This window comes from Candidatus Protochlamydia sp. W-9 (genome assembly GCF_001950615.1).
In the GTDB taxonomy this organism is placed as follows: domain Bacteria; phylum Chlamydiota; class Chlamydiia; order Chlamydiales; family Parachlamydiaceae; genus Protochlamydia; species Protochlamydia amoebophila.
Genome location: NZ_BCPZ01000109.1, coordinates 1 through 12535 on the forward strand (window position 1 = coordinate 1; position 12535 = coordinate 12535).

14 protein-coding genes and 2 pseudogenes are annotated in these 12535 nt (G+C 31.3%); 6 read left to right on the plus strand and 10 right to left on the minus strand.

Features of this window, described 5'->3' with window-relative positions:
* Positions 1-327, minus strand: a 327-nt coding sequence (locus tag BU804_RS13990; RefSeq protein ID WP_075882905.1) for a hypothetical protein, incomplete at its 3' end; no start/stop codon positions are given.
* 584 nt (positions 328-911) lie between these two features.
* Between BU804_RS13990 and BU804_RS02920 the strand changes: the two genes are divergently transcribed.
* Together BU804_RS02920 and BU804_RS02925 are read left to right on the plus strand one after the other, a co-directional pair.
* Positions 912-1397 carry a ferritin gene (locus BU804_RS02920; protein ID WP_075882906.1) on the plus strand — a complete coding sequence of 162 codons (486 nt, stop codon included), beginning with the start codon at positions 912-914 and terminating at the stop codon, positions 1395-1397.
* An 83-nt stretch (positions 1398-1480) separates the two neighbouring features.
* Complete coding sequence (locus tag BU804_RS02925) at positions 1481-2098, plus strand: DedA family protein (protein ID WP_075882907.1); 618 nt, start codon at positions 1481-1483, stop codon at positions 2096-2098.
* Positions 2099-2232: 134 nt separating this feature from the next.
* Here the strand turns inward: BU804_RS02925 and BU804_RS02930 are convergent, their stop codons facing one another.
* Together BU804_RS02930 and dcd are read right to left on the minus strand one after the other, a co-directional pair.
* Positions 2233-3234 (minus strand): class I SAM-dependent methyltransferase, encoded by a 1002-nt coding sequence (locus BU804_RS02930; RefSeq protein ID WP_102135632.1) that lies wholly within the window; start codon positions 3232-3234, stop codon positions 2233-2235.
* Positions 3235-3252: 18 nt separating this feature from the next.
* Positions 3253-3818: pseudogene (gene dcd, locus BU804_RS16490) on the minus strand (dCTP deaminase).
* Between the two features lie 142 nt (positions 3819-3960).
* Between dcd and BU804_RS02940 the strand changes: the two are divergent.
* Entirely contained in the window at positions 3961-4230 is a 270-nt protein-coding gene (locus BU804_RS02940) for a GIY-YIG nuclease family protein (protein WP_075882918.1), read from the plus strand.
* On the opposite strand, the gene BU804_RS02945 is transcribed toward BU804_RS02940, so the two are convergent.
* Complete coding sequence (locus BU804_RS02945; protein WP_143298916.1) at positions 4227-5231, minus strand: hypothetical protein; 1005 nt, start codon at positions 5229-5231, stop codon at positions 4227-4229. The two genes, BU804_RS02940 and BU804_RS02945, sit on opposite strands and share 4 nt — an antisense overlap.
* A 259-nt stretch (positions 5232-5490) precedes the next feature.
* On the opposite strand from BU804_RS02945, the gene BU804_RS02950 reads away from it, so the two are divergent.
* A complete protein-coding gene (locus BU804_RS02950; RefSeq protein ID WP_075882909.1) occupies positions 5491-5670 on the plus strand; it encodes a transposase in 180 nt (59 codons plus the stop codon).
* A 602-nt stretch (positions 5671-6272) separates the two neighbouring features.
* Here BU804_RS02950 and BU804_RS02955 read toward each other — a convergent pair.
* Positions 6273-6729, minus strand: a pseudogene (locus BU804_RS02955) (transposase); the annotation flags it as partial.
* 187 nt (positions 6730-6916) lie between these two features.
* Here BU804_RS02955 and BU804_RS02960 point away from each other — a divergent pair.
* Positions 6917-7117 carry a YgaP family membrane protein gene (locus tag BU804_RS02960; RefSeq protein WP_075882910.1) on the plus strand — a complete coding sequence of 67 codons (201 nt, stop codon included), beginning with the start codon at positions 6917-6919 and terminating at the stop codon, positions 7115-7117.
* A gap of 244 nt (positions 7118-7361) precedes the next feature.
* On the opposite strand, the gene BU804_RS02965 is transcribed toward BU804_RS02960, so the two are convergent.
* The 3 genes from BU804_RS02965 to BU804_RS02975 all read right to left on the minus strand — a co-directional run bounded on the left by BU804_RS02965 (position 7362) and on the right by BU804_RS02975 (position 9495).
* Positions 7362-7649, minus strand: coding sequence for a hypothetical protein (locus BU804_RS02965; protein ID WP_075882911.1), 288 nt, complete (start codon positions 7647-7649; stop codon positions 7362-7364).
* A 346-nt stretch (positions 7650-7995) separates the two neighbouring features.
* Complete coding sequence (locus tag BU804_RS02970) at positions 7996-8850, minus strand: bifunctional methionine sulfoxide reductase B/A protein (RefSeq protein WP_075882912.1); 855 nt, start codon at positions 8848-8850, stop codon at positions 7996-7998.
* Positions 8851-9270: 420 nt separating this feature from the next.
* On the minus strand, positions 9271-9495 hold the full coding sequence (locus BU804_RS02975) for a hypervirulence associated TUDOR domain-containing protein (protein WP_075882913.1): 225 nt from the start codon (positions 9493-9495) through the stop codon (positions 9271-9273).
* Between the two features lie 427 nt (positions 9496-9922).
* Between BU804_RS02975 and BU804_RS13190 the strand changes: the two genes are divergently transcribed.
* A complete protein-coding gene (locus BU804_RS13190; RefSeq protein WP_158025004.1) occupies positions 9923-10066 on the plus strand; it encodes a hypothetical protein in 144 nt (47 codons plus the stop codon).
* A gap of 972 nt (positions 10067-11038) precedes the next feature.
* Here BU804_RS13190 and BU804_RS02985 read toward each other — a convergent pair.
* Together BU804_RS02985 and BU804_RS02990 are read right to left on the minus strand one after the other, a co-directional pair.
* Positions 11039-11404: a hypothetical protein gene (locus BU804_RS02985; RefSeq protein ID WP_075882915.1), complete on the minus strand. Its 366-nt coding sequence runs from the start codon at positions 11402-11404 to the stop codon at positions 11039-11041.
* Positions 11401-12171, minus strand: a complete 771-nt coding sequence (locus BU804_RS02990; protein WP_075882916.1) for a hypothetical protein — start codon at positions 12169-12171, stop codon at positions 11401-11403. Before BU804_RS02990 ends, BU804_RS02985 begins: the two co-directional genes overlap by 4 nt.
* Positions 12172-12535 lie beyond the last annotated feature (364 nt).

A 12535-nucleotide genomic window follows, 5' to 3' on the forward strand; every position in this document is an offset into this window, starting at 1 on the left:
TGAAGATCTGCCTCGATGGCTTCTGCGTCCATCATAATCCTCATCGTGCTCTCTTCCCCAACGAGCTTCCGCTCCTCGGCGACCTGCCTCTTCACGACTCATAGGCTCATCACCTGAAGATCTGCCTCGATGACTTCTGCGTCCATCATAATCTTCATCGTGCTCTTTTCCCCAACGAGCTTCCGCTCCTCGGCGACCTGCTTCTTCACGACTCATAGGATGATGCAGGCCTTTTTCCTCATAACGAGTTTGGGCATTTTTTCTGTAATTTGAACTTTGAGAATTGTTTTGACTAGATTCAGTCTGACGATTAGTTTTATTAGCCATATGTTACCCCTTTTTTTTAAAAAGAATGTACTCAAATGTTAAGCAACTAAAACAAATAAAAGGTCTTATTCAAACTTGAATCGACAAAATTAATGGAGCTCTATGGATAAGTTTTTATTTCTGAAAAATAATCTAATATTAGCTCTTATTAGTTTTTTAGATAATACATCACTTTTATAAAAACTTTCTTAGCTATTGGCCCTTTCATAGCAAAGTTAAAACTTACTATTTAGGATTTGTCGTTCACCATTCATTTAAAACCTATACAAATTTAATTGCAATAATCGTCAATGTTTTTTTTCCAAAATTTAGAAATTTTCATTTTATATAAGTTAAAATTGCCTTTCAAAGCTATTTTTAGCCATTTTATTCAAGAATGCTATTAAATTTTATTTTTTTTTATTTATTTCAGAAGTTTGGTATAATTAACTAATCTGCTAAAGTACTTTTTTGCTAAAAATTAATTGCCTATCTAGATGAAGTATATTTAATTCAAAAAACAAATTTATAGATGAGTGATAAAATCATTATAAATACGTTTAGAATGTAGCAAAAAATCATCTATAATCATAAGGAGTTTAGTTATGAACGACAAAATTTATACAGCCTTGAATGAGCAAATCAAGCATGAGTTTTATTCCTCTTACCTTTATCTTTCTATTGCATCGTATTTTGATAATATTCCCTTAGATGGATTTGCGAAATGGTTTCGTAAACAAGCTGAAGAGGAACATGAGCATGGGATGAAGTTTTATAATTATATCATTGATCGAAATCTTCATGTAGATCTTCAACCAATTGATAAACCTCCTGTTAAATTTAATTCTATTGAAGAGATTTTTAAACTCGCTCTTGAACAGGAAAGAAAAGTCACGCATTTAATTTATCAAATTTATGAGTTAGCGGTTCAAGAAAAAGATCATGCAACACATATCTTCCTCCAATGGTTTATCACAGAGCAAGTCGAAGAAGAAAAAAATGCTCAAGATAATTTAGACCAAATTATATTAATTGGTGATGACAAAGCCGCCTTGTTTGTGATTGATCAAAACTTCCAAAAGAAAATTTAGCTAAAAAAATTTGATTAAGGAGTGTATTTACAAACCTACTCCTTAATCTTTACTCTCTTTCCCAGAACTTTAAAGGATTTTAAATGGAACATGTCAATCTTGATGCCTTAATACCATGGCTTGAGCAATATGGAGTTTTTGCTCTTTTTGCATTATTAGCTCTTGGAATTATTGCTTTTCCCGTTCCAGAAGAGACACTTTTAGTCATCAGCGGAATTTTGATGAAAAATGGAAGTTTAAAAATTACAGAAACCATTATTGCTTGTTTGGGAGGAAGTGTTTGCGGAATTACTGCTAGTTATTTACTAGGCTTAAAAGCGGGCATCTATTTTTTTAATCGAGCAGGAAAATGGTTTGGATTAACCCAAAAACATCTCGATAAAGCACATCAATGGTTTGAACGTTTTGGAAAATGGGCATTGTTTATTGGTTATTTTATTCCGGGTGTCAGACATTTTACTGGTTTTTCAGCAGGTATGTCCCGTTTAGAATTTAAAGAATTTACTCTTTTCGCCTATAGCGGAGCCCTCGTTTGGGTTTCCAGCTTTCTCTCCCTCGGCTACTTCTTTGGAGATTATGGCTTATCATTTTTCCACCATCTAGGGAAAGGTGATGAAACGACAATTTTTATCATTGTTTTATTAACCTTAACCTATCTTGTCTATGCTTTTACAAAAAAAAGAAAAAGTACTGTGAATTAAAAACCTACTATTGCCAAACCTAAGGCAATTATCACCCCTCATATTTTTAACTTTTTTAAATTGATATTGATCAAAAATAAATAAAAGCTTGCTCATCTCTACCATGAATAATATCTGGTATATTAAGAATTTTTTTAGAAATCAGCTTTCTTAATAATTTTCCAACATCGGTGTATCTTTGAGTCATGAAAATCAATAGGGATGGTTTTATGAGAAACATCTTGGATTAAACAAAAAGGAAATAAGGTTTGGTTAAAAACAAATTTGCGAAAATTCGTACTAAAAAAAATGACCCCATCTTTTTGTAATAATTTTAAGGATTTAGAAAGCATTGATACATAATCAACTTGGATATCAAATAGTTGATCCATTTTCTTAGATCGAGAAATGGTCGGAGGATCAATCACGATGACATCGTATTTTAAGTTTTTTTTAATTTCATCATCCAAAAATTTTAAACAATCAGCACGAATAACTTCATTATTTTGAAGAGACAAAGAGTTGAGTCGGAAGTTATCTTTCCCCCACTCTGTGTATGTATTAGACATATCTACGCTTTTAGTAAAAATAGCTCCTGAAGCAGCTGCATGAACGCTAAAAGAACAGGTATAAGCAAAAAGATTGAGCAGTTTTTTATTAATGGAAGCCTGCGCCACCATTTTACGTGTTTCTCGATGGTCTAAAAAAAGTCCCGTATCTAAATAGTCGATAAGATTAACTTTGAATTGAACGCCAAACTCAACAATCGAAAAAAATTCTTTAGCATTTCCTTGCCTTTCATATTGGCGTGTTTCTTTTCGCTTAGATCTGGTCCGCCAAAAAATGAGATCTTCCTCCACATTAAAAATTGTTTTTAACGCATGAATCGTTGTGTCTTTTAATTCTTTAGGGGGATCATAATCATTATCATTGGCTGCTTTAGAAAAATAGTGAACACAAAATCGACCGTCATAAAAATCAATGGCTAAAGGATATTGATGAATTTCTTTATCATAAATGCGAAAACAATTGGTTTGAGTGCGCTTAGCCCATTTTCGAATGTGTCGATAATTTTTTCGAATGCGATTCGTCAATAGTGAACTTTTATCTTCTCCATCAACAATGGTAGGAAGAATAAATGGAGGGGTAGGATTCATTAAGTTTTCCATTATAATTTATAGTAAAGGCAACGTCAGTGTCATTTGTCGATGGTACTTCCCATTTCTAGTAGCATGTATACAAACATTTCTCATTTCCATCAAAAAACAGGGCTTATGCAATTCCCTCTCCGGCATATATTTTGGCCGGAAGTGGTGTTGTGTTTAAAATTTCTAAGACAGCATATCCTTCCCAGCTAGGTTTAAATGGAGTAACGTTGACAATAATTCCACAACGGGCATATGTGGATTTTCCCACATAAATCGTCAAAACATTTTCAGGGATGCGAAAATATTCCAAAGTTATTGCTAGCGTAAAGCTATTAGGAGGAATAACGCACACACCATCTTCTATTTTTACTAGTCTTTTTGTGTCAAATTGCTTAAGGTCTACAATAGAACCGTAAACATTAGTAAATATTTAAAATTGGTTTGAAACTCGAATATCGTAACCATAAGAGGAAACTCCCATAAGAAATAATTTTCTCTTCATTCTCAAATCGCACTTGCTTATCTACAAAAGGCTCAATCATTTTCTCTTTAAGACATTTCTCTATAATCCAATTATCCGAACAAATACTTATTACAATTCCTGGTTAAGATATTAACAATTCGTTTCAGTGTAAAAAAATCTTTCACTCTTGTCACTAGTAAAAATGAAAATTTTAATGGTATGCTAGATTGTTTATTCATTAATGTCGCACTTTTTATCTAGGAAATATGGAAATGACTGCTAACAACTGGGAAGTTTATATTATCCAAACGCGTTCTGGTAAGCTTTATACTGGAATTACAAAAGATATTGAAAGGCGATTTAAAGAGCATTGCGAACAAGGCAAAGGAGCCCGTTTTTTTAAAATATCAGAACCAGAAAAAATCGTATTTAGAGAAAAACAACTTAATCGATCTGAGGCTACAAAACGGGAGTTTTCTATAAAAAAAATGAGTCGTCAACAAAAAATAGAATTAATTGAGCACCAAACTTATGAGAATTAAAAATATTCTTGTCGAATAATTGTATTAAAAAGAAGTTTTTGATTCTCTTGTTTGAAACACACAATTTCAACTGGCGATAAAGAATAGTTCCAAGCCATTTTCTCTTGATTTAATTTTTTAATTTCAAATTCAGCAAGTTTTAAACTAGCGTTTACTTTTTCTATAGAATCGAGTGTTAGAATTAATTGTGCACGCTTTTTTGAATTTGAATATTTATCAACTAGGATTCTATCGATATATGGAGCATCGCAAACAATCTCTCGCGATCTCAGGGCTTCTGCACTTTGGCAAAGAATTAACCATTCTTCCTCCGAGTAAATTGGTAAATTTTCCTCTCGCATTAAAATAGCATACAAAGCTTCCATGAATCGAAAAAAACCAGGGGTTGTTTCTCCTTGTTTCGTAATATGTTGAAAAGACTCTATAAGACATTCTTTCAATGTAGTCAATCCGTCAACAGATTTAAAAGAAGGGTGCTCAAAGATCACAGCGAGATTAACACATACACGGTCCCAAGCTAAATAGAGGGTTAAATCATGAATAGTATGATAAGGATCTACTTGTAATAATTTCTCATAATAATTTAAAGAAGCTGCAAATAATTTTTTAACAAGAGGGACCTGAATAAGATCTCGCTTTTTCTGAATTTGATTGAGAAGAAACGTTTGATCTATTTGAGGCAGTTTTTTTACTTTTGTCAAACAATCGATAAAAACTTGATCATACAAGCAGGTTAACAATACTTGTTGGTCATTTTTATTTAACATGGAGAGCAAAAAGTTATAAAGAGCATCTTCTTCATTTAATGGATGGAAGGACCAAAATAATGCCTCTAAATCGATAATTTCTAAAAAAGACGGCCAATTTAAATGGAGCTGGAAAGAGTCAATTTCTAGGTTTACACTTGCTTGCTTATAAGCTTCTAAAAAAGCATTAAATTCTTCTTCTTCTTTAAAATGACTGATCGTTCGAATTAGGTTATTTGTCATATATGCTTTCATAAAAACCCTGTTGTTTTCCATTCACTCCATTCTATTTTTATTCTACAGATTATGAAAACAAAAATAGAGAATTTTGCTCGGTATTTTTTTAAATGACTTATTATTTAAAAAATGCTTGACTCTGTCAAGCAAACTAAAAGTTGCTAAACCTAAGCTATCTTTCATAAAAGATGGCAGTGCACCACGAAAAGTTCCAACAAAAAGTAGAAAATCCTGATCATGCTATCCTTTAAAAAAAGGAAAACAGAAGGAAAACAGGATGAAGAAAAAGTTCAAAGAACAAATCATTAAAATCCTAAAAGAAGTCGATTCTGAAACATCTCTTACAGAAGTTTATTGCAAGCACGAAGTCAGCATAGCTTCTTATTATCAATGGGAAGCAAAATTTGGTGAATGGATGTTTCCGAAGCTCAACGATGAAGAAGCCTTTAAGTTGTAAACGTTAATTTTAAAAGGTATCGATCAGCTGGGTGATAGTTGTCGAATAGGCAAGGGAATAAACAAGAGAAAGCACTCATTAAAGTAGTGGCTTTTGAAAGACCTCGATTTGGTTATCGGCGCATTCCTCTTGTATTGAAAATGAGGCGTTAGGTTTAACCATAAGAAGCTTTTTATAGCTGTTGAAGCCTTGGAACAAGCATTTTTTTCATGCATGGAGAAACATTTTATTTTAGCTGGTTCCCATCAGGAGATGATTATAGGAATGTGAAAGGTAATCCACGCGCAATACCGGGATCTTATGGGCAAAGGGAAAAATAGACTCACTAGAAAAAGCAACGTCAAGGTTAAGAGCTTTATCTGAAGATATTTCCTTAAATAAAAAAAATCAAATCAAGCAAGTGCTACTGCATAAAATTGACTCTGATACAGTTGACTCTGTAAACAGCTACAATATTGATAAATTCATATTTCTAACTGTAAGATGCTGGAGTTGCCCCTATAAAACCGGACCGCTAGCCTGCCATTTTTAATTTCCTTAAATACTCTCTTGGAGAGAGCATATTTAAAGCCTTATGAGGGGCTTTAGCGTTATAGTCTTCGATCCAATTTAGAATAAAAGACTGGCCGACGAGGTAAATGCTCTTTAAGCTGTTCTATAAGATTGGATCTTGATACTTCTATATACTTCCATCACCTCTGCTATTTTCCTTATGCTAAATCGTTTAAGCTTGGCAATGGTTGCCGCGAGATGAGTTTTTTTTCCTGCCCAAGCCTTACAGCCTTTTTTAAAATTTCATTTTCAAGTATCTTTTTCCCAAGCATCCGCTCTAGTTCTCTTATTCGCTTTTCTATTTCTTTCACTTGGCTTTTGGGAACTAATTCTTCTCGGCTGCTAATCCTTGTAATACTCCTTGTTCCATTTGCCTTTTCCATGCAAAAAGTTGACTTGGTTTATATCACATCTCCTTGCTATTTGGGAAACAGATTGACCTTTTTTTTCTTCTAAGGACCATCGTCTTCTTCTTTCTACTGATGTAATTAATTTACAATTAGTCATAAATCTAGTCTTACTCCTATATCTTAGAAGCAAGCTAGATGGTTTGGTTCATTTGGAGAGCACTACCCAAATTTTATCAACTATATCTACCATTATTTAATATAGACTTGAATTTAAAACCAAAGAGAGATATTTAAGATTTACGTTTGCAAAAGAAAATTCCTTGAATTGAAAGATAAGGTCAATTATGCAAAAAAATATAGGAATAGTCGATCGTCTTGTGCGTTTATTCCTTGCCTTCACTTTTTTATTTCTAGCTTGGTGGGAAAGTAACTGGGTAACTCTAGTTTTTAGCCTTTTTATTTTTTATGAAGCGGTAGCTAGTTGGTGTCTCTTCTATCAACTTATCGGCAAGAATACTTGCCCAATTGATACAAATCAAAAATAATTAATTCCATACTAGTGTTTTAGAAAAATTAAAAAACTTTAAGCTTCATAAACTAACTTCAATTAGGTTTACTGTGTTTGGAATTCAAAATATGTTGTCTTCTAATAACAAATATAGGTTCCGGATTCTGCAACCTTTCCTTTTTCTATTTTTAAAGTCATTTTATATCTCAAACAGTTTAAAGGCTGAACTTATTAAAAATCGGCGCTAAATTTTTATTTAACTAACGCCGACTTTAGCTTTTTTACTTCCCAAATTGTAAATAAATTCCTGCACTTGGAGCCGGTTCATAATAGGGATAGGAATTATAATAAGGAGTACCATAATAATACGGATAAGCATATCCTCCGTAATAACCACCATAGTAATAGTTATTGTGGTAGTAATGATCATGATTATAATAGTGGTGATAGTGATGATCATCGTGATGGTCGTGATAACGTCCTCCGCCATGGGCGAAAACAAAAAAAGGAAGAAGAGTTAAGCTAGTAAATAAAGTTTTCGTTAAATGCTGTTTAAAAAATTTTAACATATGAACTCCTGGGTTGAGAGTTTAATGAATATCAAAAGAAAAAATACATCTATGAAAAACTGCTTTAATGCTTATTTATTCGCCTTATATAATAGAGCAAACCTTTTGAATTGAGAGTAACATTAGAAATTAAGAAAAGCGTTTGAAACAAATGGTTCATAACTTATTAAGATAATCCACCTTATTCCAAACATCCATCCTCATTGTTATAACCACCGAGGAGAGCAAATTTTTGAAGTTTTTTGCTCTTATAAATGTTTGGAGCCTTTTGCCCGAACATATTCGCCCCACAAAAAACAATCAATAAAAAATTTTATTAATCTTTATTGTTTTTATAACCAAAGAATTAAAATCGCTTTGTATAAATATGGCAATAGGGTGACTTTCCTGTTTTGCCATAATAATTTTGATGATAGCTTTCTGCTGGATAAAAAACACTTGCTGGAATAACTTCTGTTACGATAGAAATTCCTTTAGTGGAAAGAAGTTGAATTAGGCGCTGAGCTATTTCTTCTTGTTGCCTTGTTAAATAAAAAATAGCAGAGCGATATTGATTCCCAATATCTGGACCCTGCCTTTGAAATTGAGAAGGATCGTGGATTTCAAAAAAAAATTTCGCTAATGCTTCATAAGTAATTTTATTCTTATCATAAACAACTTCTAAGGTTTCAGCATGTTTTGTTCTTCCCGAACAAATGTCTTCATAAGTAGGGTCGATGGTTACTCCCCCGCTATATCCTACTTTCGTCTCAATAACTCCTGTAAGCTTTTGGAATAAATACTCGACTCCCCAAAAACATCCTCCGGCAAATAAAGCCCGTTCATATCCCTCTTTCGTTAAAGCAGGGAGGAAGGATAAAGACACTGAGTTCACGCAGTGCCTTAAATTTTTTGGTGTTAATCCTTCACCTTTAAATACATGCCCTAAATGTCCCCCACATCGATGGCACAAAATTTCCATTCTTCTCCCATCTGTATCTAATTTTTTATCCACGCTTCCTTTAATTTCATCATCAAAGCTAGGCCAGCCGCAATGAGACAAGAATTTATCTGAAGATAAATAGAGAGGAGCATCACATTTTTTGCAGACATAAACACCGGGTTCTGCAAAGCGATTATATTTTCCTGTGTTTGGATGTTCTGTCCCTTTAAAATTAATGACAGAATTTTCTTCCGTCGTCAGAGAATGGTATTTTTTCATTTTCCCCCTTATCATTTAAGGGTAATCTAAGATAATTACACTTATGTAACAAGTTTAGTAAAAAAATAAAATGCGTATTTAAACAAATACATTGGAAGGAATATGCAATTTAATTCAAAATCTCTATAATTTGTTTAAAATCCTTTTAAGATTAGTTTGTGAATTCTACTTGTGTGATACAAGTCGCCCGTCAGCGTGGATTGAGTAAAAAAACTTTTCGAAAAAAGGTATCATTGGCCTAAAATGAGTATAAGGCTTTAAAGAATTTCAATGCAGCGCCCTATCTTTCAAACTCGAATAGATAATCTAAAATTAATCCCCAAAAATTAGCCTTTAGGCGAAAGAACAATTATTATCATCAAAATTAATATGCCTAAATTTTTTATTTTTTAATTAAAAATGTTTTTTGGATATTTTGCCCTACTGTTTTTTTACAGATTCTACTTTATGGACAGCTTGCTTTCCTGTTTTATTGCTTTTTACAATTACTTGAGGTTTTTCGTTAGATGCTTTTACCCGTCGCTTTTTATTTTCTCCAACTTTAACAGTTTCATTTTTGACAACTTTTTTAACAACTTTTCCTGTTATAGAGCCTTGTTGGGAATTCCATGTTACAGAGTCTCCCTTTTTTATAGATTGAGTCATTTTTCCCCCTTTTTAATTATTCTTTTATTTATAAATTAAATTTACTCTAATATATAAATTATTTTTTTACTAAGCTTTGATTTTTATAAATTTTATTTTAGTTTAACAAAATTGGCCAATAGACATTATAATTCAATTTTTAATATCTAAGTTTGATTTTTTGATCAATTTACTATCAATCAATAGTCTAAAAATCATTTTCTTTTTGTAGTGAATTCAAAAATCGTAAACGATTGGGAAAAATTAGCTATGAATAACTGAATTGATGCCAAAATTTTACAATTCTTCGGTTAAATCATTTAAAATTTTGCGATGTCCTATGTTGATTCTTTGTTTCTATTTTATTAAATCTTGAAATAAAATTCGTCTTCTTATTCTAACTTTTCAAAAAAAATTTCTTTTCTTTTAACAGGTGTTCAAAATATGGATGGCAAAAGAAGAATTAAAATATTCGCTCTTGAAACAAAGACAAGCCATTTATAAAAATGAAAATGAAAGCAATTGGGAAAAAAGCCAAAACCCAAAAGCAAAGCCAAAAACGAGATCCATTATAGCGAAGATAATAAATTGAATGATCAATTTCGAAAGTGCTGCTTGTGAATAGTAAAACAAAAGCTATTGGAAAAAAAACAAACATCCAAAAAATTAACCAGATTAATGACCCTTGATAATGTAATTTAAAGCTACTTATGTTCATTTTCACCAAATATTGAATTTTTTATTAATACATTTTTAAGTATTCTTTTCGCTTAAGCCCGACTTTTTTACATAAATTTGTGCTTTTTAATCTTTAAAATTATTTTTAACAGTAATTTCATTACCTATCTTTATCCATACACAAATTAAATCGAGATCTTGTTGTTTCAATTAAATTTAAATTTGATTCTTAGATTTGATTGGATCGTCCGCAGTATGTATTTTGGAAATTAACAAAATTTAGATAAATAAAAAAACAAAATTTATGGATCAACTAGTAATTGATTAAATACATGAATATTTGCAATAAATAGGCCACACTCTTGGGTGTAGTAAAAAACGAATTAAACATCCAATCCTATGCCTAACGCTTGGGCAGAATATTCAATAAACGGGAAATTAAAAAAAAATTTTAACATAAATAGTTTCATTCAAAATCAAGTTTAGCTTACATTCACAAATTCGTTTAACTGCTTACCCATCAAAAAGTTAAATATTTAATTTAATACTCCGTTAAAACTTTTTGACGATTACTGATACGCAACTTTAATAATTGAAGCGGTTTCTATAACATTTTGTAGCTAATCATAAAAATTATAAGAAAAGAGATTGGTTTTCATAAAAACAATAAAACTTTGTGTTAAAACATTTGTTATTTATTCTCAAGAGAATTTTTAGAAATAGCATTATCCTAACCTCATTCCGATTAATTCATTTTATATGAGGTAAGTGAATCAACATGACTTTTACGTCCAGCAAAAAAATATCTAATGGTTCAGTAGTTATTTCTCATTTGTCAAAAAATTCCTAATTTAGCGGTATTCTAATAAAGGATACTCTCGTAAAATTAGCAAAGCAAAGCGCGTTCAGGACAAGCATTCTGTAAATTTTGTGTATTAGAGTAATCATAATTAATATTAATATTGAAATAAAAGTGAAAATCAATCCCTATAAACTTAGTTTTAATTGAAATAAGTCCATTTACTAATGAATAGCTATAACGGCCAACGCATTCAAGCACCTGAAAGAAAATTTTAAATATAGGATAAACAATATCTACTATTTTGAATAAAGTAACAGTTGCCCTAAATTTAAACGACCTAAAAAGAGAAGTCGTTTGTGTATTTTTTTGTGTGGATGCCTGTTCTTGACAGCTTTGATAACCAGCTAAATAATGTTGGTTGTTATTATCACATAAATCAATATTATTCATATAAACTCTCTTATTCTTTCTTTATTGATTTGAAAAACCGGAAACTCCTCAAAAAATTCATCTATTAGCATTTTATCTACAAAATTAGCGGCATGTTGATGAAATAGATGCACCATGTCTTCCATTGCTCGATGATGAACCCTTGCAAAAACTTCAGCTGGTATCATTGTTTGTTTTGGTTCTTTATGTCTATAATCATCGATGGCCCACAAGTTAGAAGGTAGATGTATATTTCGCATTTTTTGAATAACTAAGCGGAAGTTGACCAGCTTTGTTTCAGGCACTTGACTAATAAAATAATTTGTCAATTCTTCAATTTGGCAGCCTGGATCTATTTTACCCGTTAATTTCACAAATTCAGTCCCATACAAATAATTTAACAGGAAATTTGGTAAAACTTTGGCCATTTCTCGTGTTACGCCTACATCAATTAATTTCATACATTCTCGAAATTCTTTAATAGCTTTATCCGCAATTTGTTTAGTTTTGTCAAGCTGTATTAAAATGGCATTCTCATCTGTTAAATCATTAATCTTTTTAATTTGATAAAAATAAAATTTATAAAGACTATAGCAAAGATCCAAAGGAATTTGTGTGGTCATACTAACTGAAATACTCATGTGTGAAAAAGAAGCCGATGAACCGATTCGGTTCAAAAATTTTTGTGCCACCTCATCTGTAATACCAGGAAGACCTGTTTCTTTACTAACATGGACATCTTTACTAAGCTCTTGATAAGAATTAACAATATCGACACAAAGATTCATAATTTCCTCCAATTAATCATACATATTTATTAAAAATTCAATTTATTTTTCAAAATTTATTTTATCATTACTTCCGTTTTTGAAACCAAGGTTTGATGTTTTAAAAATTTAATAACTAGCCAATTCTAAACAACTTTAAACTTTATGCGCATTAAAGTTAGGCCTATAGAAAACAGATTAATTTAATTAAATATTTTTTAATATTAAAATTTATTTTGCATTTAGATGATAAGGCTGTTTTTTTTTAAAATATTTTAAGGTTGGGTGATATAAAACTTGGCATGAAAACTAGCCATCACCGGCCATTAGATTATTTTTTAATACTATGAAAAAGCTTTAAAATAGAATGTTTATATATGTGTTA

Bases quoted from the DNA above. Each gene is read 5' to 3' on its own strand.
- BU804_RS02920 (WP_075882906.1), top strand. From the start codon at position 912: ATGAACGACAAAATTTATACAGCCTTGAATGAGCAAATCAAGCATGAG.
- BU804_RS02925 (WP_075882907.1), top strand. From the start codon at position 1,481: ATGGAACATGTCAATCTTGATGCCTTAATACCATGGCTTGAGCAATAT.
- BU804_RS02930 (WP_102135632.1), bottom strand. From the start codon at position 3,234: ATGAATCCTACCCCTCCATTTATTCTTCCTACCATTGTTGATGGAGAA.
- BU804_RS02940 (WP_075882918.1), top strand. From the start codon at position 3,961: ATGACTGCTAACAACTGGGAAGTTTATATTATCCAAACGCGTTCTGGT.
- BU804_RS02945 (WP_143298916.1), bottom strand. From the start codon at position 5,231: ATGAAAGCATATATGACAAATAACCTAATTCGAACGATCAGTCATTTT.
- BU804_RS02950 (WP_075882909.1), top strand. From the start codon at position 5,491: ATGAAGAAAAAGTTCAAAGAACAAATCATTAAAATCCTAAAAGAAGTC.
- BU804_RS02960 (WP_075882910.1), top strand. From the start codon at position 6,917: ATGCAAAAAAATATAGGAATAGTCGATCGTCTTGTGCGTTTATTCCTT.
- BU804_RS02965 (WP_075882911.1), bottom strand. From the start codon at position 7,649: ATGTTAAAATTTTTTAAACAGCATTTAACGAAAACTTTATTTACTAGC.
- BU804_RS02970 (WP_075882912.1), bottom strand. From the start codon at position 8,850: ATGAAAAAATACCATTCTCTGACGACGGAAGAAAATTCTGTCATTAAT.
- BU804_RS02975 (WP_075882913.1), bottom strand. From the start codon at position 9,495: ATGACTCAATCTATAAAAAAGGGAGACTCTGTAACATGGAATTCCCAA.
- BU804_RS13190 (WP_158025004.1), top strand. From the start codon at position 9,923: ATGGCAAAAGAAGAATTAAAATATTCGCTCTTGAAACAAAGACAAGCC.
- BU804_RS02985 (WP_075882915.1), bottom strand. From the start codon at position 11,404: ATGAATAATATTGATTTATGTGATAATAACAACCAACATTATTTAGCT.
- BU804_RS02990 (WP_075882916.1), bottom strand. From the start codon at position 12,171: ATGAATCTTTGTGTCGATATTGTTAATTCTTATCAAGAGCTTAGTAAA.